Below are 24,974 nucleotides of genomic sequence, written 5' to 3' on the forward strand. Positions count from 1 at the left end.
CTCTTTTACTGATGCCCCCAGGGTGCCGGGGGCAGTCTATCCAAGGGTTTGCTTAAATCAAAGTCCAACCGCCAGGTCCAGTTATCGCCACTAAAAGTACCGTAGGTATAGCGCACACCAGGAACGATTTCGATTCGCCAACCAAGCGCTGAGCCATCGTCAGCAGTGCGTTCAGTAAATAAGAACTGTTGTTGCTCCGGTGTGCCTCGCCCTATCGATAAACCACCATACATGGTATTGCTTTCATCAGGCTCACCACTGCTTAACCGGTGATCATGACGCAGTTCCAACTGACCATCCCGCCAACTGTAACGCCAGGTACGGGAGCGATCCCAACTGCCATCGACCGCACCAATATGAAATGGCAGTGCCAGTAATTCACTGGAGCACTCACGAAAGTGCACAATCAGGCGTTCATTACCCTCCAGCAAATCCGGCCGGTCATCCCGGGCTACTACGCGCCGCCCTTCATAAGCCTGACCGCAGTGTTGTGCCATATGCAACCAAAACTGTGCTGCAGCTTCGTTCTGCGTTGCTACAGCAGGTATCGCTGCCCCGATAACTAATGCCAGTATCCACTCCATCTGTTTATGCCTTTTCTGCTAGCTCATACTCTGATGCAATCTACCACAGCTGGTATGTTCAACAAAACTGCTCTCGCGGCAAAGCAGAAAAGCAACTATGCTAAATCACAGGCATTCATAAAAAGTCGGGGTAACGATGACAGATCTTTTTATGCAAGCAGCTATTGATGAAGCAAAAAAAGGCTTGGCTGCAGGAGGTATTCCCATCGGTTCCGTATTGGTGATCGATAATAAGATTGTAAGCCGTGGCCATAACCAACGGGTGCAGCAAGGCAGTGCCATCTTGCATGCTGAGATGCACTGCCTGGAGCAAGCAGGCCGTCTATCGCCAGCCGATTACAAAAAAGCGACACTCTATTCTACCTTATCCCCTTGCGATATGTGCAGTGGTACAGCCTTGCTATACGGTATTCCGAATATAGTGGTGGGTGAAAACAAAACTTTTCAGGGACCGGAAGATTACATTCGCAGCCGTGGGGTAAAGTTAACTATATTACAGAATGCAGAATGCATCCAACTGATGGAAGACTTTATTGCCAGTTCACCGGAACTATGGTACGAAGATATAGGCAAGGAATGAATTAGCTTTCGCTGTTAAAAGGAATCGATCATGCGGTCTGTTGTGATTTCTACGTTAATTGTCCTGGTCACTTTCTTTAATCAGGCGTCTGCAACAACTCTGGTGCGCGTTGGTGGCTACCCATTTCCTCCTTATATCGAGCTAGAGCATGGGCTGGCTAAAGGCTTCACCGTGGATTTAATCCTTCAGCTTAACCGCCTGCAACAGGACTACCGCTTTGAGTTGGTACTCACAACGCCCATACGGCGTCATCAGGACTATCAACAAGGCCTGTACGATGCAATTTTCTTTGAAGATCCGAGCTGGGGTTGGATTCAACGCAACATAAGCATTGATCATTCACCGCCCTTTGCCAAAGATGATGAAGTTTTTATTGCACTTAGCAGTAAAGCCAGCACTCAGTCCTGGTTTGACGATCTTACCGATAAAACCGTTGCCGGAATTCTAGGTTATCATTATCGGCTAGCCAACTATGAAACCGCCCCTGATATAATAGCTAGCAACTATCAAATGACCTTGGTCAACGATCATCAGGCCAGTATCGAGCTGGTGTTGAAGCAGCGCACCGATACAGCCATCGTGACCCGTTCTTTTTTACATCAGTATTTAATGGCTAACCAACAGAATGCCAGGAAAATCATCGTTTCCGAACGGGTTGATCAAAGTTACCAGCATCAGTTGTTGATCAATCCCGAACATGATCTTGCCATAGAAACACTGTACCAATGGGTTTACCGCATACTGCAGCAAGAACCGTTTAGCAATGAGTTCCGCCGATTTGGTTTGGAGTTATTGCCGGAAGTGACTTCCAATTAATAGCCGCAAAAAAGGAACGAAAACCTGTGCTGAAACAATAGTCAGCAGCAGCAGTTATGCTATGCTGCATTTATTCGATTCGTAACTGATGCATGGAAAAGCTATGGGGAGTTTTGCCAAAGTGTATAACTTTATTGAACAAACTTTCTTCTATACTCTCACTCGTAAAATCATCGGCAACATTGGTTTTTTGGCGCTCTTCTTTGCGCTGACCCTCTATCTGGCTTACCCGGCGGATGATGCGGCTACCACGGGGTGGTGGCTTTTGTTGCTGCTGGGTTCGGCAGCCTTTATCTTCACCATTTTCTATTTACATCACTTAATCGTTCGGCCAGTACATGCTCTGGTATCCGCTTTGCAGGAAACCAACAGTAAAGGAACAGATTTGAACCACCGACTGCCGGCTTTTACCCACGACGAGTTTCGAACCTTGTCTGAGCAGTACAATCAGTTTGTTAATCAACTGGGGCAGTTATTGGGTGATATTCATCAGGAAGCTAAACGCACCCATGAAACCAATGAGCAAGTATCCAAAGCTGTTCGCACCACCCGCAGTCACTTGCAGGATACGGAGAAGCGTAGCCATCAGATCCGCGGCGAAAGTGATCAGGTACTGGAGTACTTGTCTGACATCGTTCAGCACGGTGATCAAATGAGTGAAGTGGCATCAGTGACAGTAAAAAGTGCACAGGGCGCCAGCAGTCAGATGCAACAGCTGTCGGGTCAGTTAGCCAGTATCGTCAAGCTGCTGGATACCTTTGGTCAGACCATCAATGGTCTGCATCAAAATGCTGAGAACGTACGGCAAATTCTGGTGATGGTAGAGAACTTTTCCGACCAAACCAACTTACTGGCGCTTAATGCTGCCATAGAGGCGGCACGAGCCGGTGAGGCTGGCCGTGGCTTTGCCGTGGTAGCTGATGAAGTACGCACACTGGCGGCCAAGGTCAACGATGCCACCCGGCAAATATCAGGCTTTTTAAACGATATGGAGCGGCTGGTACAGGAAACCCGAACCGAATCGGAAAGTCTGCACCAGCAAGCCAAAGATGCCCAACAGCAAACTGGGGTAACCAGCCACGAATTTGTTAATTTACAACAGCAGTTGGCCGATGCCAAAAACCGGGTACACAGTATCAATGACACCGTAGGGGCACTGGAAAAACGTTACCAGCAAACCCATAAGCACTTATCAGCTATTGAGCATGTGACCAATGAAGCCAATGTGCAGATGACTTCTATTGATGATGCCGCCAAAGCTTTGTTGGATGGAACGGCCCGAACACAGCAACAACTGGGACGCTTTGCACGGAGCAGCCATTAACCTCGGCTGGTGTACCTGTTTGGTGTACCAGCTACTATCTTTGTGAAAAATCAACAAAAAATGAAAGTCCAGCTGATTAAATTTTGCTACACTAACCAGCAATTAAGGACAGCTTTAACGGGGGAGTTATGCCGGTCAGCAGCCAACACAAAGTTTATATTCCAACCAGCTCCAGGGACAACCAATATCTGCTAGCAGAGTTCAGCCTGACAGATGCAATTTTGGCGCGCTTTGGCGCCCCAATGGTTGATAGTCCCGAGCCTTTCAAAGAATTTTACCTGCAATTGAGTAAGATTTTTTTCGAACTGGCCGATCAAGCAGGTTTACGCAATGTCCACCTGATTGCCAATGGCAAAACGCCGGTGGTGCGTTTTCATACCGAAGCCTATACCCTGCAAACCGCCGAACAAATTCTGTTTTTCTACAACCCGGCCTACCATGAAGCGCAAAATAGCTTCTTTAACCCGGCGGAAAAAGCCCGTAAGATCTCCTTACTATTTATGGCAACAGATGCAAACATTCGTGCCAACGCAGCAGATTTTCACAATAAAGTTCGCGCCTTGTTGCAACGCTTTAGCGATGAAATTAACAGCCCAGAGCTCGCCATTAAAGTTCGCGACCACCAACACCTGACGTACGACTTATTTGCTAAGCAAAAAGGTGTCAAAGAAAGTTATGGCTACAAACTTCGCTCTTTGGATGCGCGCTACAAGGCACGCCATTGTGAACTACCGGCTGAGCACAGTGCCCTGACTTATGCCATTATTAACTTGCCACTTAGCCGCTATGTCAAAGAGCAAGTCACCATTGATGCTAAATCTGATCGTCCTTACACTGAGTTGTACCAGTTGATTCAGGACCAGTTTGTTGAAGCCACCAGCCTGAATAAACTGACCCACAGAGCTGTGCTGGCCAATGGCTTGCTGCCACTGGTTCGTAACAGCAAGTTTGATAAAATGAGTACCGGCAAAGAATTGCAGATGATTGGTTTTGATACCAGCATCAGCGAAGGGCAACTGATTGCTGACTGGGATGATAGCAACTTGGTTGAATCCGCTCAGTTTATTATCTTTGCAACCAAAGACGATTACACCGATATGGGTTATGGACGCTTTATGAATCAGGTCGAAACCGCCCTGCGCCGCTTTGCCAAAGGCGTTAATCTGAATCCGGAGCGAGATGATCTGGTAGTGCGTTTTCATCAGCACATCAGTTATCATCTGTAAGTCGCTGCAAATACGCATAAAGCCACCGCGAGGTGGCTTTATTGTTTGGCTTACACCATTCTTGGTATTAAACCACTCTTTGTATTAAACCACTTTGGAATAACGCTGCTGGCCCTGCTGTAAATACACATCAAAGGCGCTGCAAATGCTGCGCACCCATAGCCGACCTGCATCGGCTATCTTAATGCCTGTCGGGCTTAACTCAACCAGACCATCCTCGATAAAGGGGGACAGCTTTTGCAGGCTATCAGCAAAGTATTGGTCAAAATCAAGCTGCCACTGCTGTGCAAAAGCCGCTGTATCCAGCTCAAAATGGCAAATCAGCTGTGCGATTAACTCTGCACGAATGCAATCGTCTTTGGACAAGACAAAGCCTTTGGCCAGTGGTAACTGCTTAGCTTCAATCGCCTGATAGTAATCCGGCAGATCTTTTTCATGTTGCCACAGCACACCATCCACCTGACTAATCGAAGAAACCCCAAGACCCAGCAGCGCATTCTGACCATGGGTGGTATAGCCCTGAAAATTACGTTGCAACCGCCCTGCCCGCTGCGCTTTGGCTAAGCCATCTTCTGGCTTGGCAAAGTGATCCATGCCAATAAACTGATAACCGGCCCGGCTGAAGGTGGCGATGCCTTGCTGCAACAAAGCCAGCTTGGTTTCAGCGCCTGGCAAGGCGGCCTCCGGCAACTTGCGCTGCGCAGCAAAGCGCGCTGGCAAGTGGGCATAACTAAATAAAGACACCCGATCCGGCTCCAACGCCACCACCTGATCCAACGTCTGCTGAAACGAAGCCGCCTGCTGGTAAGGCAAACCATAGACCAAATCAAGATTAATGGAGCTAAAGCCAAGTGCTTTGGCCGCTTGCACCAACTGACGAATTAAATCGGCATCCTGTACCCGGTTGATGGTGATTTGCACCTGCTGATCAAAATCCTGCACGCCAAAACTGACCCGATTAAAGCCCAACTGGCGTAGGTGCGCCAGTTTTTCCAGGCTGCAACTGCGCGGGTCTATTTCAATACTGAGCTCATCCAGCGCTGTACAATCGAAGTACTGATGAAATAGCTGCATTAACCGGCTTAACTGCTGCTCGGTTAGAAAAGTCGGGGTGCCGCCGCCTAAATGAATCTGGCCAATGGGCCGGTGCGCTACCAAGGGCTGATACATGGCCATTTCCTGCACCAGTGCATCCAGATAACGATCCGCCTTGTGCTGATGCCGGGTAACCACCTTGTTGCAGCCACAGTAGTAACAGAGCTGATGGCAAAACGGCAGATGCAGATAGAGGCTCAGTTCACCGGCCGATGCCAGCAAGGTGTCGCGCACTTGTTGGCTATCAAAGGGTGCCTGCAGTGCCAGCGCCGTCGGGTACGAGGTGTAGCGTGGGCCATGGATGTTGTATTTGGCAATCAAAGCTGGATCCCACTGGATACTGGGCATAGGAACTCTCAAAGCAATGAACTCTGCGCTTAGTCTAACGAAACCACAGCAACAGGCCTTGATCTGACGCAACAAGCGGCCACTTAGCCAACTCCGAGTTGCCAGTTGGTCATCAAGGCCGCCAGAGCCTGTGCCTGATGCGACTCACTCTGCTGCAAGGCAGCAAAAACCCCTTGCTGATCCTCGGCTGAGCGCTGCTGACCCAGCTTTAACTTGCCTGTCAGCTGCTTTATCGGCACCCGGATCCCGACAATGGCCCTGGCCAGTTGCTCGCGGTACTGGGTTGGCATCTTCGCCAATGCCGCCGGCTCAGACTCATAACTGGCCACCTGCTCCTCCAGCACTGCCAACGTTTCCTCTGGCTCCAGCAACTGTGCCTTGCCCTGCACATGCGCCACCGCATAATTCCAGGTCGGCACCGCCAGCTTACTGTGGTACCAGCCCGGTGAAATGTAGGCATGGGGGCCGGTAAAATTAATCAGCACCTGCTGGCCGTTAAGGGCTTTGGCATGCGGATTTTGCCGGGCCAGATGACCATAGAGCACCCCTTGCTCGCCTTGCTGCCGCTTCAGTAACCAGGGTAGATGACTGCAAAAAAATGGCTGGCTCACCAGGCAGCCAAAAGCATGCTGTTCGATAAAATCATGCAAAGCGTCCGTGCTGGCAAACGCCATGGCTTTGGGGCAATACAGCATGGGCTACTCCTTACGGCCGATGGCAAAAGCATTGCTAAGCGGCTGAAAACCCACCTTCGGGTAATAGGCCATGGCCGATGGTGCACTTAAGAGCAATTGCTGCACTTCAGGGCCGGTGATGTGCTGTACCTCTGCCAGCAACTGCCGCCCTACCCCTTGCTGCTGATACGCTTTGGCTACCAGCAAATCGGCAATATACACCACCCAGCTGTAATCGGTTAAACAGCGAGCCAGCCCGAGCAACTGGCCGTCCCGCCTGGCGGTAACGGTCAGATTGGCATGCTGTAGCATCCGCTGCATCCGCTCACGTTGCTCTACCGGCCGGGCGATGCCGGAGCTTTGATACAGCCCTATGACTTCATCAAGATCAAGCTGTGTTTCGATAGCAAATGTTAAAATCATCAATGTCTCCTGTTCTGAAAACATCATTTCACTGCTAAACTGGATTGATTGAAATAGCCAGTTTTAGAAAAAGGAGCAATCCAGTTGCCCGGTACCCGTTTGTGCAGCGATGCCCTCTGTTTATCCGGAGAAGGTGAGCTGCAGCAGCAACTCTATCTGTGCTTACGTCAGCAATTGCTGACTGGCCGCTGGCCGGCTGGCGCCTTGCTGCCGTCGGAGCGGCAACTGGCCAGTGACCTTGCGCTTAGCCGCACCACAGTGCAACAAGCGCTGCAGCAACTGGTGGCAGAAGGCTATGTCGAGGCACAGCAGGGCCGGGGCTATCAGATCGTTGCAGCCCTGCCCGATCACTACTTCACGCCAGAACCAGTCAAGTCGTCCGCTGGTGCGGCCCTGCCGATGCAGCACTACGGCCTATCAGCCAAAGGCCAGGCTCACAGCGGCCGGCTGCAGCCAGGGCTGGCGAATGTGCAACCCTTTCCATTTCGTATTTGGCAGCAATTGCTGCAGCGCCATGGCAACCGGACTGCGCTCTGTGGCATGGCCGATCCGCTTGGCTACCAGCCACTACGACAAGCTTTGGCGCACTACTTAGCTCAGTCGCGTCAGCTGCAGTGTGATCAGGACAACATCCTTATCACCGCGGGTGCCCAGCAGGCATTGTTTCTGGCGGCCAGGCTGGCGGCAAAAAGCCATGAGTTGGTACTGATGGAGTCCCCCGGCTATCCTCGGCTGAAACAAGCACTGCAATTGGCAGAGCTCAAAGTACAGCATCTGCCGGCGGCTGGCCCCGATGGGTTGGATCTGAGCCAGCTGCCGACCGATGGCAAGGCCAGAGCGATTTTTTTAACACCATCGCACCAATACCCTTGCGGCGGCATCATGCCCCTGGCCAGGCGACTGGAATTACTGCACTGGGCCAGACAACAGCAGTGCTGGTTGGTGGAAGACGATTACGACAGTGAGTTTCAATACCGCCACCGGCCTATTGCCAGCTTGCAAGGACTGGCCGGAGGTGAAGGAGTGCTCTTTGTCGGCTCCTTCAGCAAAACCCTGTTTCCGGCCGTACGGCTTGGTTATTTAGTGGCACCCAAAGCCCAGATCCAAACCGCCAGTGCCCTGCTGCAGGCGGTGCAGGGCGATGTGGCTTTACTGCCCCAAGCCGTGCTGGCCGACTTTATCATTGAAGGGCACTTTTTACGCCACCTTCGGAAAATGCGTCGCTGCTATCAGCAGCAAAAGCAATACGCGATAACCCTGCTGCAGCAACACTTTCCAAATGCCACCTTGCTGGCACAGGATGCTGGCTTGCATCTGACGTTGCTGCTGCCCGACCTGGCGGACGATGTGGCATTAAGCCACAAGCTCTGGCAACACGGCTTTAAAGTACAGCCCTTTAGCCGCTATTGTTTTATGCATGAGCCAGAGCGTGGCCTGGTCATAGGCATTGCCGATGCCAACACCGATAGCCAGGGTGCTGCCATCGAAGCCTTGATCCCACTCGTCAAACAGTGGCTAAGCGGTTAAACTGAACCGATTTTCAACCAGGAGTAGTCAAGGTGAAATTACAAATGTTTCAAGTGGATGCCTTTACCGAGCAGGTGTTTGGTGGCAATCCGGCAGCGGTCTGCCCACTGACCAACTGGTTGGACGATGCGCTGTTGCAACGCATTGCTGAAGAGAACAATTTATCGGAAACCGCCTTTTTTGTGCCTGCAGGCGATGGCTACCAGTTGCGCTGGTTTACTCCGGAAGAAGAAGTAGATTTATGCGGCCATGCAACTCTGGCTGCTGCCCATGTGTTGTATAGCCAGCTTGGCTTTCATCAGCCAGAACTGGTGTTTAGTACCCGTAGTGGCCTTTTGCGGGTAACACGCACTGATAAGGGTTATCAGCTGGACTTTCCAGCCAGTATGCCACAACCAGTTTCAGCGCCGGCAGAGCTGATTGCCGGGCTTGGCCAAGCCCCCCTGGAAGTGCTGGCAGCCTTTGATTACATTGCGGTGTACCCAACTGCCGATGAGATCAAAGCCCTGGCCCCCGACTTTGAGCAACTAAAAAAGTTGGGCTTGCGTGGCGTGGTAGCAACCGCTCCAGCCTCTGACAAAGATAAAGACGTTGATTTTGTCAGCCGCTGTTTCTTTCCCAAGCTGCGGGTAAACGAGGATCCGGTCACCGGCTCGGCGCACTGTGAGCTTACCCCTTACTGGGCCCACAAGCTTGGCAAGCAGCAACTGAGTGCTTACCAGCTATCCAAAAGAGGCGGCGCCCTGCGCTGTGAACTCAAGGGCGATCGGGTGCAACTGACAGGCAATGCGGTAGATTATATGATTGCCGAAATATACATCTAAAACTGGCACCAAGTTGTGGGCAAATTACAGCAATAACGTCATGGCCAAAGGGCTGACCAGCAACAGCACCAAGGCATAGCCCATAGTGCGTTGACGCTCAGTAAAGACATAGCCAGTTTTTAAACCCACCAGAGCGGAGCACCAGGGCAGTTGCCAAAAGATCCAGACAAAACCGATAGAGCCAAGCACTGTGATCAACAGCACCAAACCAGCTTCCAACCAGCCTCCCAGTGCATAAGGGGTCAGCCAGAGTGCGGCCACAATCAGCAGTGTTTGATGCAGCAGGTAGCAAGCAAATACCGCCCGGTTCGCCAGCGATAAATAGCGATAAGGCCAACAGATACCACTTTCCCTTCGTTTCAAAGAAAACTTCAAAGCAGCTGTTGCCGGTTAGTTCTATATGCTTATGCTGGTGCTACTTATGACCTAGAAACTGTAGCGCTGACCAAAGCAACAGGTTATATTGATGTAATCCAATGCTTTACTTAGTATTTCTTATGAAAAAAACGACTCTTCTTCTTTGCGTTGCTGCAACCTTTCATCTGAGTGCGAACAGTCAGCCATGGCAGCAATTGGCCAAAACCGATTTGGAGTTTGTTTATCAGAACCTGAAAGACAACCACCCAGGCGTGATTGATGAACAAAATCCAGGTTTCAACCATTGGCTGGAACAGGGCTATCAACAAGCACTCAGTAGTATCGCTGCGATAGATAATCTGGATGGGGTGCTTAATTTACAACGTCGCTACATAGCGGGTTTTGCCGATGGGCATGTGGCTATCTCGTTCAATCACCAACGCTCACAGGTGCGTTGGCCTGGGTTTATTGTTCAGAAGCAAGGCAGACACACGGTAGTGACTCAAACGGCTGAGGAATGGCCGATTGCTTTGCCGGCGACAGGTGCTGTTCTAAAACATTGCGATGGTTTATCACCCCAGCAGTTGCTGGAGCAACGGGTGCTCCCTTTTCATATTCAGCTACCTGAGCTTTTAGCCGTTCAGGCCAACTTTACGCCACTGATCCTGCGGGAGGATGGCAGTTGGCAAGGCGACGCGCTTACAGAATGCGTATTTGAGCATGCTGATGCAAGCGTTCAGCACCGCTTGCATTGGCGCAGAACATCCAGACAGAACTGGCAACAACACAACGAAGCACATACTGCCAGCAAGGATTTCAGCTTGAACTCCTTCGCTCCAAATAGTTATTGGCTCAGCCTGCCTACGTTTGCACCTTCAGCGTTGCAACAAGTTCAGTTAAAGCAAATGACCAGTCAGTTGGAGGAGCTGCGCCATGCTAAGGTGATAGTGTTTGATGTTCGCGGCAATGGCGGTGGTAATTCACAATGGGGTGCAGATTTGGCCATAGCACTCTTTGGCCAGGAGCATGGTTACAGCGTGCTGATGCCAATCTTCGAGCAGGCTGTGCCTTACTGGCGAGCCAGTGACGACAATACCACCGCAGTTGCTGAAATTGTAAAGGAGTTGACCGAACAGTTTGGCGCAGATGCCGACATCACTCAATTATTTCATCAGCTGGCAAGTCGGATGGCTGAACACAATGCCAATGAGTTGGTACCACAAAGCACCAGCGACTCGCAGCAAGACAGTACAGCTGCGTCCAGCCCTTCACTCACCACCGCCAAAGTGATACTGCTGACAGATGGTACCTGTGCCAGCGCCTGCCTTGATTTTGCCGATATGCTGCTACCGCTTGGCGCCATTCACGCTGGTCAGCCTACATTTGCAGATACAGTTTATATGGACATTCGTTATGTAGAGCTACCGAGTCAATTAGGCAGCCTGGCTATTCCACAAAAGGTATACCGCAACCGACCCCGCGGCCATAATGAGCCTTACACACCAACTGCTGGTTGGCTATACTCAGACAATATCAACAATACGGAGGCAGTTCGTAGCTGGCTGTTGCAGCAATTACGCACTGAATAGCGAGGCATTTCTCAAGGATACAGCTCATGAAACAAAGTGGAAAAATCAATTACATCGAACTGCCCTGCCGGGATATGGCGGCGACCAAAGCATTCTTTAGCAAGGTATTTGGCTGGGGGTTTGTCGATCACGGCCCGGAGTATATGGCCATTACCGATGCTGGCATTGATGGTGGTTATTACCAAAGTGAACACCTAGCGCTAACTCAGCATGGCAGCGCCCTGGTGGTGCTGTATAGCTCTGAGCTGGAGCAAACCTTAGCTGATGTGAAAGCGGCAGGTGGTCAGATCCTGCAAGCTATTTTCAACTTTCCGGGCGGGCGGCGTTTTCACTTTACCGACCCTAGTGGCAATGAATACGCGGTTTGGTCGGAGCAATAGACAGCAGAGAAATAAAAACATTATTTTTTATAACTATGAGAAATAAAGTTTGACAGCGCAAAGAAAACCTATACACTGGCTGTGCTTGATTAGTTTGTTCGTTATTTATGCAAAACCTCGAATGTTATTGCCGTTTTAGTAACTCTTCCTGTATTCATAAGTTAAAACATCTCTCACAGCACAATCGCCTGACATCAGGCATCTTATTTATTAATTAATACAGGTACATACCATGTCTAATACAACTACCGGCACCGTCAAATGGTTTAACGAAGCTAAAGGCTTTGGTTTCATCGAACAAGCTTCTGGACCAGATGTTTTCGCTCACTTTAGTGAAATCCAAAGCTCTGGTTTTAAAACCCTGGCTGAAGGCCAACGTGTTCAGTTCAGCGTCACTGCTGGCCAGAAAGGCCCACAGGCGTCTAACATTACTGCGATCTAATCGTTAGGATAGCGCCGCTGAGTTCAAACTGTTCTGAACCTACGGCCATCTTAGTCAAAAAAGGCAACTGCAATGCAGCTGCCTTTTTTATTGGCAGTCAGAAAGTTAAATTCTCAATCATGCAAACTACCGTTATAAAACGGGATCCTCCATACTGCATATACAGCAAAGCCCGCACCAGGCGGGCTTGATCACACAAGAAGCGGGTTACACTTTCTTAAATAGGATGGAGCCGTTTGTACCACCGAAGCCAAAAGAGTTGCAAAGCGCATACTCCAGTTTGGCATCACGAGCTGTATGTGGCACATAATCCAAATCACAACCATCATCTGGATTATCCAGGTTAATGGTTGGCGTCACCAGTTGATCGCGCAGCGATAAAATGGTGATGATTGATTCAACTGCACCGGCCGCACCCAGCAAGTGACCAATCATCGACTTGGAGGAGCTCACCATAATGCTGTCTTTGTTGGCCGCAAATACCGACTTAATCGCACAGGTTTCCGCTAAATCGCCGGCATTGGTCGAGGTACCATGCGCATTGATATAACCAACTTGCTCCGGGTTCACCCCAGCATCATTCAGCGCATTTTGCATCGCCATAGCGCCACCACGGCCATTTTCCGGCGGTGATGTCATATGAAAAGCATCACCGCTCATGCCAAAACCAGCCAGCTCGGCATAAATTTTGGCGCCACGGGCTTTTGCGTGCTCGTACTCTTCCAGTACCACCACGCCAGCACCATCGCCCAGCACAAAGCCATCACGGTCTTTATCCCAGGGACGACTGGCCTGCTCCGGTGCATCATTGCGGGTAGACAATGCCCGGGCCGCACCAAAGCCCCCCATTCCCAGTGGGGTTGAGCCTTTTTCAGCACCACCAGCCAGCATGACATCGGCATCACCATAAGCAATCATCCTGGCCGCCTGACCAATGTTATGCACGCCTGTGGTACAGGCAGTCACAATACTAATGTTGGGGCCTTGCAGGCCCAACATGATAGACAACTGACCCGAGATCATGTTGATAATGGTCGAGGGCACAAAAAACGGCGATAAGCGACGAGGGCCGCTGTTTAATAGCTTGGTATGGTTTTCCTCAATCAAACCAAGGCCACCGATACCAGAACCAACGGCTGCACCTATGCGGCCAGCGTTTTGCTCGGTCACTTCGATACCAGCGTCGCGAAACGCCTGGATACCTGCCGCAACACCGTATTGGATAAACAAATCCATCTTTTTGGCTTCTTTCGCCGGAAAGTAGGGCTCGACATCAAAGTCTTTGACCATGGCAGCGAATTTGGTGCTGTAGGCTTCGGTATCAAAGTGCTCAATCAAGCCTGCACCACTTTTACCTTGTTGCAGGGCTTGCCAGCTGGTGGCTACATCATTACCAACCGGGGTGAGTAAACCCAGCCCCGTCACTACGACTCGACGTTTTGACACTGCATCCTCCAATGGAGCTGATGAAAATAAATTCTACTGCAGCATCAACAGGCGATGCTGCAGTAGAATTTATTCTGGACCGACACTAAGCTTGCTGCAAGAGTTGCCGGATAAAAGCATCCAACAAAAAACGGGTAGCCAGGCTACCCGTTTTTAGCCAGAACGGCTTACTCTGCGTTGGCTTTGACGTAGTCAATCGCAGATTGTACCGTGGTGATTTTCTCTGCTTCTTCATCAGGAATTTCAGTATCAAATTCTTCTTCTAAAGCCATTACCAGCTCAACGGTATCCAGAGAGTCTGCACCCAGGTCATCAACAAAGGAAGCTTCAGGCTTGACTTCTTCCTCTTTAACACCCAGTTGTTCAACAATGATTTTTTTAACGCGTTCTTCGATGTTGCTCATCTTTTCTTCCTTTTTTCATTTAAATCGCAACAGTTCGTGCAATTTTATGTGGCGCTAGTTTATGCGTAAGCCTGCATTGATGCAAGTCGTCCTACCGGCATTTTTTTGCTGGTCTGACATGCTGGGCTTACACCATGTACATACCGCCGTTGACATGAATCGTTTCGCCAGTAATGTAGGCTGCAGGTTCTGATGCCAAAAAGGCAACAGTTGCAGCAATTTCAGCAGGCTGTCCTAAGCGATTGGCAGGCACCTGGCCAAAAATAGCTTCTTTTTGCTCATCCGATAACTCTTTGGTCATGTCCGTATCAATAAACCCCGGAGCCACTGCGTTCACCGTAACACCACGCGAAGCGACCTCTCGTGCCAGTGACTTGGTGAAACCCAGTACGCCAGCTTTGGCGGCTGCGTAGTTAGTTTGACCCGCATTGCCCATACTACCCACTACCGAACCAATAGTGATAATACGACCATAACGCTTTTTCATCATGCTGCGCAACACGGCCTTACTCAGACGAAACACCGATGTCAGGTTGGTTTGCATGATATCAAACCATTCGTCGTCTTTCATGCGCATCAGCAGATTGTCCCGGGTGATACCGGCATTATTGACCAGAATATCAATATCACCAAAATTATTTTTAATACTGGTAAGGCAAGCTTCAATCGAATCAGTATCGGTCACATTCAGCACCAAACCAGTATTTGGCTGACCAAGGTACTCAGTAATGGCAGCGGCCCCTTTTTCACTGGTCGCAGTACCAACAACAGTAGCTCCCTGTGCTTTTAATTGCTCCGCAATCGCCCGGCCAATACCACGGCTGGCACCTGTCACCAGGGCAACTTTGCCTTCTAAAGAAAATAAAGCTGTCATAAAAAATCCTTTCTTGTGTTATTCGTTGGCCAGTGCCTGAGCTAATGAGGCGCTGTCATTGACAGAAACAGCGGCCAGGGATTTATCAATGCGCTTAATCAAGCCAGAGAGTACTTTGCCAGCTCCCAGCTCAATAACATCAGTCACCCCCTGAGCAGCTAACCACTCGATGGTTTCAGTCCAGCGCACCGGGCTATACAGCTGCCGCACCAAGGCATCCTGAATGGCTGCACTGTCGTAGCATACAGCCACATCCACATTATTAACCACCGCAAGAGTCGCTGGCTGAAAATCCATAGCAGCCATATCCTGTGCCAACGTATTGGCAGCAGGCTTCATCAGGGCACAATGCGACGGCACACTAACAGCAAGAGGTAATGCCCGTTTGGCACCTGCAGCCTTGCATGCTTCAGCAGCCCGTTCTACCGCCGCTTTATGGCCAGCAATAACAACCTGACCAGGTGAGTTATAGTTCACTGGAGCCACGACTTCATTGTTCGCAACCTGAGCACAACTTTCGGCAACGGCCTGATCGTCCAAACCGATGATAGCGTACATAGCCCCGGTGCCAGCAGGCACGGCTTGCAGCATGTAACGACCTCTATTGGCAACCAAAACAACAGCTTCCGCCAGCGAGAGTACGCCTGCACAAACCAGTGCTGAATACTCGCCCAGGGAGTGACCGGCAAGATAGGCTGGACTGGCTCCACCCTGCTGTTGCCAGAGACGCCAGCAGGCCACAGAAGCAGTCAATAAAGCGGGTTGGGTTTTATCGGTTTCATTTAGTTGCTCTTCCGGCCCTTCCGCAACTAATGCCCAAAGATTGTAACCCAAAGCAACTGACGCTTCAGCAAAGGTTTCACGAACCACGGCATGAGCAGCGTAAAGCTCACTAAGCATACCAAGGCTTTGTGAGCCCTGCCCTGGAAACACAATGGCAATTTTCTTTGTCATAATCTTAATCCTGTAGTAAAACCGGTGCCATGAGTAAGCGGGCTAGTACTTAACCAACGCAGATGCCCAGGCAAAACCACCACCAAAAGCCTCTAGCAGTAAAGTTTGACCACGCTTAATGCGACCATCACGGATAGCCTCATCCAGGGCAGTTGGCACCGTTGCCGCAGACGTATTGCCATAACGGTCCAGGTTTATCACCACCTGCTCCATCGGTAAGTTCAGCTTACGGGCGACAGCAGATATAATTCTCAGGTTGGCCTGGTGTGGTACCAACCAATCAATTTCAGATTTATCCATCTTATTGGCAGCCAGTGTCTGCTCTACAACTTCCGATAGCTTAGTGACGGCGACTTTAAAGACATCGTTGCCCTTCATCGAGCCCCAGGAATTATGCACAGACTCGACATCACCACGGATTGGATTATCCACATAAAGTAACTCTGAATATTTGCCATCGGCATGAATATGAGTAGATAAAATCCCTGGCTGCTCAGACGCTTCTAAAATCACAGCACCGGCAGCATCACCAAACAGGATCACCATGCTTCGGTCTTCCGGGCTTATCAACTGGGACAAGCAGTCGGAGCCTATCACCAGAATGCGTTTCGCCATACCACTTTTGATGTATTGATCCGCCACACTAAGTGCATAACAAAAACCAGCACAGGCTGCGGCCACATCAAAGGCAGGAATAGCAGGAATATCCAGTTCACGCTGCACTTCACAGGCTGAGCTGGGTAATGAACGCGCCCCACTGGTGGTAGCGACAATAATCATATCCAGGCTGTTCTTATCAATATCAGCGGCTTCGATGGCCTGGCGGGCAGCGGCTGCCCCCATGGTAGCGACACTCTCATCTTTGGCAATGATACGACGTTCACGAATACCAGTGCGCTCAATGATCCACTCATCGGTAGTTTCGACCATGGTTTCCAGATCGGTGTTGGTTCTTACTTGAGACGGGAAATAACTTCCGGTTCCGATAATGCGAGAATACATGGCAACCTACGCTTTTCCAATTAATACCTGTTCCAGCCGATCTTTAATTTTGGCCGGGACCTGACGTTCAACCTCTAGGACAGCTTGCCGGATAGCACTGAAAAAGGCCTCTTTGGAGGCATTTCCATGACTTTTCACGACAATTCCGCGCAATCCTATCAGACTTGCGCCATTATACTGGTCGGGGTTCACCCCTTTGACCATGCTTTTTAACCAGGGTTGCGCCAGTTTGCCGACAATTCGTCCAATCAAGCTGCTCAGCAGTGTGGTCCGGATTTGATTTACAATCAACTTGGCCACGCCCTCGCAAGTCTTCAAAGCCACATTGCCGACAAAACCATCGCAAATGATTACATCGGCTTTGCCGGAAAAAATATCGTTGCCTTCGATGTAGCCGATATAATTCAGCTCATCGCACTCACTAAGCAACACCGCTGCTTGCTTAATTTGATCGGAGCCTTTAATTTCCTCTTCCCCCATATTCAGCAAAGCCACCCTTGGGGCATCCAGACCTTCTACTTCTTCCGCCATCACCGACCCCATCACGGCAAACTGAAACAAGGTGTCGGCATCGCAGTTTACAGTAGCACCTAAATCCAGCATGTAGACAGGCTGTGCTGCTGTAGACGGCAAGGTGCTTATGAGGGCAGGACGCTCGACACCTGACAACATTTTCAATGCGAAATGCGCCATAGCGATTAATGCACCGGTATTGCCTGCACTGACACAAGCTGCGGCTTGTCCTTGTTCTACCAAGTCAAGAGCTACACGCATTGAGGAGTCACGCTTATTTCGCAACGCTGAGCTGGGTTTTTCGCACATACTCACTTGCTGAGAGCAGTGTTGAATACGTAAACGGGGATGATTGCCAAAACCAAGCTGGCTGAGCTCACGCTGCAACAAAGCTGCATCACCGCAGAGGGTAAGTAACAGATAAGGGAATTCCTGCACAGCCAGAATGGCTGCAGGTAAAGTAGCAAGGGGGCCGTGATCGCCCCCCATCATATCTAACGCGATATGTATTTGTGTTGGCTGCACCAGGTGCATCCAGACTTACTTGACTTTACGGCCTTTGAAGAAGCCGCTATCAGTCATGTGGTGACGACGATGCGTTTCACCAGTGGTAGCGTCGACAGACAGCGTAGGGCCTGTCAGTGCGTCGTGTGAGCGACGCATATCACGCCGTGAACGAGATTTTTTGTTTTGCTGAACAGCCATGGCTTTCTCCTAATAAATCACTTTTTCTTTAATTCTTGCAATACTGCAAAAGGGTTCGGTTTTTCCGGCTCATCAATCACCACACCAAAGCTGCTAAGCTGATCCGATGCTGAACAAAAGCTTTCGTCATGCACCGGATACATTGGCAGGGTCAGGATTAACTCATCCTCTACCATTTGCTGCAAATTCACTTCACCGTGTTCGTCCGGAACGACCACGTCATAGCGCTCAGGAATATGATCCAGCGCTGTATTATCGCTGCGAACCGGCGTAAACGCAAACTGACAATGCAATGACAGGTTCATCGGTTGTCGACAACGCTCGCAGCTTAGCTGCACGTCACAATTCGCTTCCCCTGATAGCACGACCAGCTTTTGCTCGTCGATATCACAATCAATCCGTACAGTTACCTCACCACTGGTATCCAGCAGTTGCTCTGATAACCGGCTTAAATTTTTAAGCGGCACCACACCATCATACGATGATCGTTTCTGGGCCGCCCGCACCGGGTCTAAGGTAACTGGAATTTTTACTTTTTGCATAAGGCGCGCATCATATAGATCCACTGCAAAGCTGTCAAAGGATTCTGCATCCTTTTCGGCTATTTTATCGCATTTGTAAAGCCAGATCCGTATAGTAACAGCTCATGATGTTGTTTTGTTCAAGGTTGATGTATGCGTAAACCCTTCCAAACTGAGCTTTGGCTGGCTTCCACCTCCCCGTACCGCCAGCAATTATTGCAAAAAATCGGCTTGCTATTTCAGGTCGCCACTCCGAACATTGATGAAACCCCGATAGCTGGTGAAGCACCAGCTACGCTGGTACAACGACTGGCCCTGGCCAAAGCCAGCAAAGTAGCGGGCACCCTTACCAATGGATTGGTGATAGGATCAGATCAGGTCGCGGTTTTTAATGGCGACATTCTTGGCAAGCCGCATACCGCGGAACGCGCCATGGCGCAGTTGCAAGCATTCAGTGGCAACACAGTCACCTTTTTAACCGGGCTGGCGTTGGTTGATGCCGCTACAGGGCAAAGCCAGCTTTGCTGCGAGCCATTTCATGTACACTTTCGTCAATTAAGCCATGCCGAAATTGCCAATTATGTGGCCATTGAACAACCGCTGGACTGTGCCGGTAGCTTTAAAAGTGAAGGTCTTGGTATTAGCTTGTTTGCAAAGCTCGAAGGAGCCGACCCAAACAGCTTGATCGGCTTACCGTTAATTCGATTGCTTGAAATGTTGCGCCAGCATGACATCAACCCGCTGGCATAACCGGTTTAAAGTGGCAACGTAACTGCAGGTTGGGTAAATAACCGCTGCAGCTGGGGTAAATTATCAACGATAGCCAACGGTTGGAACTGTGACAGTACCTCAATACCATGCACCCCATGCGTGACGCCAACGCGCGGTATACCGGCCTGCTGCGCCATCAACATATCGTGGCTGGTATCCCCCACCATCAACGCTTGCTCTGGGTGCAGACGGGTTTCTGCCAGAATTTGCAGCAGCATATCCGGATCAGGTTTGGATTTGGCATCGTCGGCACAGCGGGTAGTATCAAAGTAGTGCGCCAGGCCGGTTTCGGCAAAGATACGATCCAGGCCTTTTCGCGCCTTGCCGGTTGCTACCGCCAACCGTTTTTGCTGCTGGCGCAATTGCAAAAATAGGGCTTCGGCACCCGCAAACATTGGCGTCGGGGTCGGATCGCGCTCCACGTATTGTTCACGGTAATGCTCAAACAAGCGTTGATGCTGGGCTGCAGTCATGGCAGGAAACAAGGTGCTAAAGGCCAGATCCAAACTCAAACCTATAATTTGTTTCACGCTATGATCAGATGGTACCGGCAATTCAGTCAACTGCGCAGCGCTTTGCATGGCAGAGACAATACGGCCGACAGAGTCCATCACAGTGCCATCCCAATCAAAAATAACCAATTCGATACGTTCTATCTCAAACGCCATACTAAACCCTCTGCAACTGCTGAAGCAGCATGGCAAGATCATCGTCCAACGGTGCTTCGATACTTAAGGTGGTTTCTGTGATCGGGTGTAGCACCCGTAAGCTAAATGCATGCAAAAATAATCGCGACAGCCCCAGCGCTTTCATCTGCTGAGTAAAATCGCTATCGCCATATTTATCATCACAGGCGATCGGATGGCCTTTACAAGCCGTGTGCACCCGGATTTGGTGGGTACGACCGGTCACCGGAAAGGCTTCGATTAAGGTGCCTTGCTGATAGCGCTGCAAAATCCGAAAGCGGGTTTCAGACTCTTTGCCTTCTACGGCATCCACCCGCACGACCCGCTCACCAGATTGCAGGGTGTTTTTGCGCAGTGGCTCTGTCACTTTACGCAATTTAGCCGACCAATCACCGGCTACCAGTGCCTGGTATTTTTTTTCTACGGTTTTATCACGCAGTTGCTGATGCAAATGCCGCAGTACCGAACGTTTTTTGGCAATCATCAGGCAGCCAGAAGTATCCCGATCCAGCCGGTGAACCAGCTCCAGATGGCGCGCATCCGGGCGCAACGCACGCAACGCTTCAATCACACCAAAGTTCAAGCCACTGCCGCCATGCACTGCCATGCCGGATGGCTTGTTGATGATTAACAGGTGCTCATCTTCAAACAGAATTTTATGCTCCAATTGCTTCACCACAGCCAATTGGGTAGAAACCGCATCGGGCTCTTTGCGTACAGAGATTGGTGGAATTCGGAGCAAGTCACCTGCTTGCAATTTGTACTCAGGTTTGACCCGCTTTTTGTTTATTCGGACCTCACCTTTGCGTAACACCCGATAAATCACACTTTTAGGGACGCCTTTCAGCCTGGCGATCAGGAAGTTATCTACCCGTTGACCAGAAAATTCTGATTCTATTTCAACAATTTGCACACCTAATTTTATGTCTTCCGTCATGAAGGCTTTGAACTCTGCTAAAATTACATTTAAGTTGCTATTACTGGTTGATTAGTGGGATAATGCCCGGGCTAATTCAGCCAGAATGATGGCAATTAGGGCGCTCTGAGCGACATAAGAGATGCTGTGCGGCACCGCTACCTGGGCGGATCATACCGAAATCGTGGTGAAAACCAACGTTTTTCCTCCCCCAGCGCAAATTAATCGCCACTTTGTCTGAGGCAATGCTGAGTAATTTATTGCCAACACCGACAAAACACAGGATCCGGTCAGCAGAGCAAAAATTGAATAAAAATGCTATAACGCAGCGCAGCGAAATGCGGTGTGTGTCAGATTTGATGAATTACAGCGATAACTGTCAATTTTAACAATAGGTTTCCTCAAGCATTCCAGTCGGGAGACTGCACCATTTGATGTTTGAAAGCGTCTGAGCACCCGTTGATCGGAGTCCTTGCGTTGTGGCTTGAATACAGAGTCACTACACAATGAAAAGAATGCTAATTAATGCAACGCAGGAAGAAGAAATCCGCGTTGCGCTGGTCGATGGCCAGCGTCTGTTTGATCTGGATATCGAAAGCCCTGGTCACGAACAAAAGAAAGCCAACATCTACAAAGGCAAAATCACCCGGGTTGAACCCAGCCTTGAGGCCGCTTTTGTTGACTACGGTGCCGACCGCCATGGCTTCCTGCCACTAAAAGAAATCTCCCGCGAGTACTTCCCTTCTGGTTATAAATTTGACGGCCGTCCCAACATCAAAGAAGTGGTGAAAGAAGGCCAGGAAGTTATTATCCAGATTGACAAAGAAGAGCGTGGCCAAAAAGGTGCTGCCTTAACGACGTTTGTCAGCCTGGCTGGTTCCTACCTGGTGTTAATGCCCAACAACCCGCGTGCCGGTGGTATTTCCCGCCGCATTGAAGGCGACGAGCGCCAGGATTTAAAAGATGCATTAAGTCAGTTAACCATGCCCGATGGCATGGGATTGATTGTGCGTACTGCCGGGGTTGGCAAATCGTTTGAAGAACTGGATTACGACTTAAAGTCCTTGCTGAAACATTGGGCTGCGATCAGCGATGCCGCTGCCAACCGCCCGGCTCCATTCTTAATTCACCAGGAAAGTAATGTGGTGTTTCGCGCCATCCGCGATTACCTGCGCCGTGATATCGGCGAGATCCTGATCGACAGCCAGAAAATTTTCGACGAAGCGCGCCTCTATATCCAGCAATTCCGGCCGGACTTTGCTCATCGGGTGAAATTGTACACCGGTGATGTGCCACTTTTTATGCACTTCCAGATTGAAAATCAGATTGAATCGGCTTTCCACCGTGAAGTACGCTTGCCATCCGGCGGCTCCATCGTGATTGACAGCACCGAAGCGCTGACCGCAATTGATATCAACTCGGCCAAAGCCACCAAAGGTGGTGACATCGAGGAAACTGCTTTTAATACCAACTTAGAAGCAGCCGATGAAATTGCCCGCCAATTGCGTTTGCGTGACTTGGGTGGCCTGATTGTTATCGACTTTATCGATATGACGCCGGTACGTCACCAGCGTGAAGTGGAAAACCGTTTAAAAGATGCGGTAAAGCAGGATCGGGCCCGGGTTCAGATTGGCCGGATTTCGCGTTTTGGTTTGTTGGAAATGTCCCGTCAGCGTCTGCGCCCATCCTTGGGTGAGTCTGCAGGTCATCTGTGTCCACGTTGTCACGGTCGCGGCACTATTCGCAGCACTGAATCATCCGCATTGTCGATTCTGCGCCTGATTGAAGAAGAGTCCATTAAAGACAATACCAGCCAAATTCAGGCGCAAGTGCCTATTTCGGTAGCCACCTACCTGATGAATGAAAAGCGTGATGCCGTGCGCCGCATTGAAAAGCGTCATGGTATTGATGTGTTCATTATTCCAAATGAGCACATGGAAACCCCTCACTTTGAAGTAATCCGGGTTCGGATCGATGAAGAACTGGATGAAAGCAGCTACCAGATGGTAAAAACACCGGATCTGAGCAAAGATCTGTACCAGCCACTAACTCAGGAAAGTGTTGCCAGAGAGAAGCCCGCGTTGGCAGCTATCAGCATTCCCGATGCAACCGCGCCTGCTCCTGCCGCTACTCCTGTAGCCCAGCCAGCTACCAGCAAAGTAGACGCAACACCTGGTTTGCTGGCACGCTTGTCGAGCTGGGTTAGCCAACTGTTTGGCAGCAGTGAGAGCAAAGAAACCAAGCCTGCGGAAAAGCCAGCGGCCGAGCAACGCAATGAGCAAAGCCGTCGCGCCAACCAAAACAACAACCGTCGTCGTAATAACAACCGCCGTCGCGGTGGTCAGGATAGTCGTCGCAGCCCAGAGCAAGAGCAAACGCAGCAAACGGCTCCACAGCAGAAACAAACTGCCAAACCAGGCAGAGCAGCTGAGCAGGCCAAAAAACAAGAACCAAAAGCAGAAGCTAAACAAGAGGCAAAACCAGATGCCAAAAACACTGCCGACCGCACGGAGGAAAAGCCAGCTCAGCCGCGTAAAGCCGCTGAACGTCGCCAGCGTCGTCAGTTGCAAAAGTCAGTCCGCCTGGAAAAGGCAGCTGCAGAGCCTCAACAGCAACCTGCAGTAGCCGAAGTTCAGGATACAACTGCCACTAAAACTGTTGTGACCAACACAGAAACGACTGATGCTATACCAGCAGCAAATACAGCAGCTGAAGCGACTATGCCGCAGCCTGTGACGAGCACAGAAGCCGATCAGCCGACAGCTGAGCAAAGCGTTCCGGAGCAAGCTGAAGCGAATGCCAAAGCGGCAAAGAAGGTACAGCCGGTTGACGAAACTGTAGAGGCTGAGCAGGCCACCAAGCCTACCGATGCAGCTGACAGTCATACTACCGACAAAGATGCAACTGAAAGCGATGCTGTCGATAGCGAAACAGAAGACAAAGAGCAAAGCGATCAGCGCAAACGTGCCCGCCGCTCGCCACGTCATTTGCGTGCTGCCGGTCAAAAGCGCAAGAAAGAGCAAAATGGCGATGCGGAAGAAACGTCAGCAGAGCCAACCACCGAGCAGCTCGACTTACTGGCCAGCCCACAAGTTGATACGTTCGAAACGTCTGCACCTGCTAAGCCAGCTAAGATCAGTGAGGCAGCAACAAGCAGTGAAGCAAGCACTGAACAGCCGGCTGAGCCAGCGACCACCACCGAAGATGCTGCGGTTAAAGCTGACGCGGCCAGTGGCACTGAAGTAGCGGAACCAACAACTACGGACAAGGCACCAGATGAAGCGCCGGCCAAAAAACCACGCAAACGTGCGCCGGCCCGTAAAGCCAAAGCAAAACCAGCTGATGATGCTGAAGCCTCTGCACCCAAAGCAGTGAAAGCGGATAAGTCTGAAACCGGACAAGTCGAAGCAGCACCTGCTAAAGCCGTAGAAACGGCCGTGAAAGCTGAGAAAGCACAGAAAGCTGAGAAGGTTGAACAAGCCGAGGTGACAAAACCGACCACTGAAGCAGCACCGGAAAGCAAAGCTGACGTAAAAGTAACTGAAGCAGTTGCTCCTGCACCAGCAGCAGAGCATGCTGCTTCGGTAGCCAGCACACCAGCCCCGGCAGCACCAGCCCGAGCCAATCGCTACCAACAAATGGTGGTATCGCAAATGGCCAAGCCGGTAAAGGTGACTGACGAGCCAGCTGCGGAGCTGCCAACGGCGATGCCAGCCGAAGCACGCCCAGCGGTTCAAAGCTCAGAGCGTAAAGCGGGCACCGGCTCTGCTCGTCAGGCAGCCACAGCCCCGATGAGTAAAACCAAAGCCGATTAAGCTTAGCGTTTAGCACAAAACAAAAAAGGTGTCCTGCGGGGCACCTTTTTATTTTGTCTCTGCTTATCATTTGCAGTTGTTCAGCTACTACATTCCTGTCCTTACCACGATATACTGCAGGCCCAAACGTCAGTCCTTGGGTTACCGCTTGATTGAGCCACATCAACCCTATAAAAAA

26 protein-coding genes are annotated in these 24,974 nt (G+C 50.5%); 11 read left to right on the forward strand and 15 right to left on the reverse strand.

Annotated features, from left to right (window positions below; translation table 11 throughout):
* Positions 1–5: 5 nt before the first annotated feature.
* Complete coding sequence (locus ABC502_RS11220) at positions 6–584, reverse strand: hypothetical protein (protein WP_345915945.1); 579 nt, start codon at positions 582–584, stop codon at positions 6–8.
* A 136-nt stretch (positions 585–720) separates the two neighbouring features.
* Here ABC502_RS11220 and ABC502_RS11225 point away from each other — a divergent pair, with 136 nt between their 5' ends.
* From ABC502_RS11225 to ABC502_RS11240, 4 genes are all read left to right on the forward strand, one after another.
* Complete coding sequence (locus ABC502_RS11225; RefSeq protein ID WP_330088276.1) at positions 721–1,164, forward strand: nucleoside deaminase; 444 nt, start codon at positions 721–723, stop codon at positions 1,162–1,164.
* Positions 1,165–1,194: 30 nt separating this feature from the next.
* Positions 1,195–1,980, forward strand: a complete 786-nt coding sequence (locus ABC502_RS11230) for an ABC transporter substrate-binding protein (protein ID WP_330088277.1) — start codon at positions 1,195–1,197, stop codon at positions 1,978–1,980.
* 103 nt (positions 1,981–2,083) lie between these two features.
* Positions 2,084–3,304 carry a methyl-accepting chemotaxis protein gene (locus ABC502_RS11235; protein ID WP_330088278.1) on the forward strand — a complete coding sequence of 407 codons (1,221 nt, stop codon included), beginning with the start codon at positions 2,084–2,086 and terminating at the stop codon, positions 3,302–3,304.
* 128 nt (positions 3,305–3,432) lie between these two features.
* Positions 3,433–4,530 (forward strand): DUF3083 family protein, encoded by a 1,098-nt coding sequence (locus tag ABC502_RS11240; protein ID WP_345915946.1) that lies wholly within the window; start codon positions 3,433–3,435, stop codon positions 4,528–4,530.
* Positions 4,531–4,614: 84 nt separating this feature from the next.
* On the opposite strand, the gene hemN is transcribed toward ABC502_RS11240, so the two are convergent.
* From hemN to ABC502_RS11255, 3 genes are all read right to left on the reverse strand, one after another.
* Positions 4,615–5,973 (reverse strand): oxygen-independent coproporphyrinogen III oxidase, encoded by a 1,359-nt coding sequence (hemN, locus tag ABC502_RS11245; RefSeq protein WP_345915947.1) that lies wholly within the window; start codon positions 5,971–5,973, stop codon positions 4,615–4,617.
* Positions 5,974–6,056: 83 nt separating this feature from the next.
* Entirely contained in the window at positions 6,057–6,668 is a 612-nt protein-coding gene (locus ABC502_RS11250; protein ID WP_345915948.1) for an FMN-binding negative transcriptional regulator, read from the reverse strand.
* A gap of 3 nt (positions 6,669–6,671) precedes the next feature.
* A complete protein-coding gene (locus ABC502_RS11255) occupies positions 6,672–7,070 on the reverse strand; it encodes a GNAT family N-acetyltransferase (RefSeq protein WP_345915949.1) in 399 nt (132 codons plus the stop codon).
* A gap of 84 nt (positions 7,071–7,154) precedes the next feature.
* Between ABC502_RS11255 and ABC502_RS11260 the strand changes: the two genes are divergently transcribed.
* Positions 7,155–8,597, forward strand: coding sequence for a PLP-dependent aminotransferase family protein (locus tag ABC502_RS11260; protein ID WP_345915950.1), 1,443 nt, complete (start codon positions 7,155–7,157; stop codon positions 8,595–8,597).
* A gap of 32 nt (positions 8,598–8,629) precedes the next feature.
* Positions 8,630–9,421 carry a PhzF family phenazine biosynthesis protein gene (locus ABC502_RS11265; protein ID WP_345915951.1) on the forward strand — a complete coding sequence of 264 codons (792 nt, stop codon included), beginning with the start codon at positions 8,630–8,632 and terminating at the stop codon, positions 9,419–9,421.
* Positions 9,422–9,445: 24 nt separating this feature from the next.
* Here ABC502_RS11265 and ABC502_RS11270 read toward each other — a convergent pair whose 3' ends face one another.
* Positions 9,446–9,784 carry a hypothetical protein gene (locus tag ABC502_RS11270; RefSeq protein ID WP_345915952.1) on the reverse strand — a complete coding sequence of 113 codons (339 nt, stop codon included), beginning with the start codon at positions 9,782–9,784 and terminating at the stop codon, positions 9,446–9,448.
* Positions 9,785–9,918: 134 nt separating this feature from the next.
* Here ABC502_RS11270 and ABC502_RS11275 point away from each other — a divergent pair, with 134 nt between their 5' ends.
* From ABC502_RS11275 to ABC502_RS11285, 3 genes are all read left to right on the forward strand, one after another.
* Positions 9,919–11,367, forward strand: coding sequence for a S41 family peptidase (locus ABC502_RS11275; protein ID WP_345915953.1), 1,449 nt, complete (start codon positions 9,919–9,921; stop codon positions 11,365–11,367).
* A 26-nt stretch (positions 11,368–11,393) separates the two neighbouring features.
* Positions 11,394–11,747: a VOC family protein gene (locus ABC502_RS11280; protein WP_345915955.1), complete on the forward strand. Its 354-nt coding sequence runs from the start codon at positions 11,394–11,396 to the stop codon at positions 11,745–11,747.
* Between the two features lie 232 nt (positions 11,748–11,979).
* Positions 11,980–12,189, forward strand: coding sequence for a cold-shock protein (locus ABC502_RS11285; protein WP_330088286.1), 210 nt, complete (start codon positions 11,980–11,982; stop codon positions 12,187–12,189).
* A 207-nt stretch (positions 12,190–12,396) separates the two neighbouring features.
* On the opposite strand, the gene fabF is transcribed toward ABC502_RS11285, so the two are convergent.
* The 8 genes from fabF to yceD form a co-directional block, all read right to left on the reverse strand.
* Positions 12,397–13,635, reverse strand: coding sequence for a beta-ketoacyl-ACP synthase II (fabF, locus tag ABC502_RS11290; RefSeq protein WP_330088287.1), 1,239 nt, complete (start codon positions 13,633–13,635; stop codon positions 12,397–12,399).
* 167 nt (positions 13,636–13,802) lie between these two features.
* The gene (gene acpP, locus ABC502_RS11295; RefSeq protein ID WP_228590370.1) at positions 13,803–14,039 is read right to left on the reverse strand and encodes an acyl carrier protein; all 237 of its coding nucleotides are present in this window, start codon (positions 14,037–14,039) and stop codon (positions 13,803–13,805) included.
* Between the two features lie 127 nt (positions 14,040–14,166).
* Positions 14,167–14,913 (reverse strand): 3-oxoacyl-ACP reductase FabG, encoded by a 747-nt coding sequence (gene fabG, locus ABC502_RS11300; RefSeq protein WP_345915956.1) that lies wholly within the window; start codon positions 14,911–14,913, stop codon positions 14,167–14,169.
* An 18-nt stretch (positions 14,914–14,931) separates the two neighbouring features.
* Positions 14,932–15,867 (reverse strand): ACP S-malonyltransferase, encoded by a 936-nt coding sequence (gene fabD / locus ABC502_RS11305; RefSeq protein ID WP_330088289.1) that lies wholly within the window; start codon positions 15,865–15,867, stop codon positions 14,932–14,934.
* Between the two features lie 42 nt (positions 15,868–15,909).
* Positions 15,910–16,869 carry a beta-ketoacyl-ACP synthase III gene (locus ABC502_RS11310; RefSeq protein WP_330088290.1) on the reverse strand — a complete coding sequence of 320 codons (960 nt, stop codon included), beginning with the start codon at positions 16,867–16,869 and terminating at the stop codon, positions 15,910–15,912.
* Positions 16,870–16,875: 6 nt separating this feature from the next.
* On the reverse strand, positions 16,876–17,916 hold the full coding sequence (gene plsX, locus ABC502_RS11315; RefSeq protein WP_330088291.1) for a phosphate acyltransferase PlsX: 1,041 nt from the start codon (positions 17,914–17,916) through the stop codon (positions 16,876–16,878).
* Between the two features lie 6 nt (positions 17,917–17,922).
* A complete protein-coding gene (gene rpmF / locus ABC502_RS11320; protein ID WP_091340992.1) occupies positions 17,923–18,087 on the reverse strand; it encodes a 50S ribosomal protein L32 in 165 nt (54 codons plus the stop codon).
* Between the two features lie 17 nt (positions 18,088–18,104).
* Positions 18,105–18,629 carry a 23S rRNA accumulation protein YceD gene (gene yceD / locus ABC502_RS11325; protein ID WP_330088292.1) on the reverse strand — a complete coding sequence of 175 codons (525 nt, stop codon included), beginning with the start codon at positions 18,627–18,629 and terminating at the stop codon, positions 18,105–18,107.
* A 132-nt stretch (positions 18,630–18,761) separates the two neighbouring features.
* On the opposite strand from yceD, the gene ABC502_RS11330 reads away from it, so the two are divergent.
* Positions 18,762–19,358: a Maf family protein gene (locus ABC502_RS11330; RefSeq protein WP_345915957.1), complete on the forward strand. Its 597-nt coding sequence runs from the start codon at positions 18,762–18,764 to the stop codon at positions 19,356–19,358.
* Between the two features lie 5 nt (positions 19,359–19,363).
* Here ABC502_RS11330 and ABC502_RS11335 read toward each other — a convergent pair whose 3' ends face one another.
* Both ABC502_RS11335 and rluC read right to left on the reverse strand, forming a co-directional pair.
* Positions 19,364–20,047, reverse strand: a complete 684-nt coding sequence (locus tag ABC502_RS11335) for an HAD-IA family hydrolase (RefSeq protein ID WP_330088294.1) — start codon at positions 20,045–20,047, stop codon at positions 19,364–19,366.
* 1 nt (position 20,048) lies between these two features.
* Entirely contained in the window at positions 20,049–21,002 is a 954-nt protein-coding gene (gene rluC, locus ABC502_RS11340) for a 23S rRNA pseudouridine(955/2504/2580) synthase RluC (RefSeq protein ID WP_345915958.1), read from the reverse strand.
* Between the two features lie 494 nt (positions 21,003–21,496).
* Here rluC and rne point away from each other — a divergent pair, with 494 nt between their 5' ends.
* A complete protein-coding gene (rne, locus tag ABC502_RS11345; protein ID WP_345915959.1) occupies positions 21,497–24,796 on the forward strand; it encodes a ribonuclease E in 3,300 nt (1,099 codons plus the stop codon).
* The last annotated feature ends 178 nt before the right edge of the window (positions 24,797–24,974 follow it).

Origin of the sequence: Alkalimonas sp. NCh-2 (assembly GCF_039631345.1) — a bacterium.
In the GTDB taxonomy this organism is placed as follows: Bacteria; Pseudomonadota; Gammaproteobacteria; order Enterobacterales; family Alteromonadaceae; genus Alkalimonas; species Alkalimonas mucilaginosa.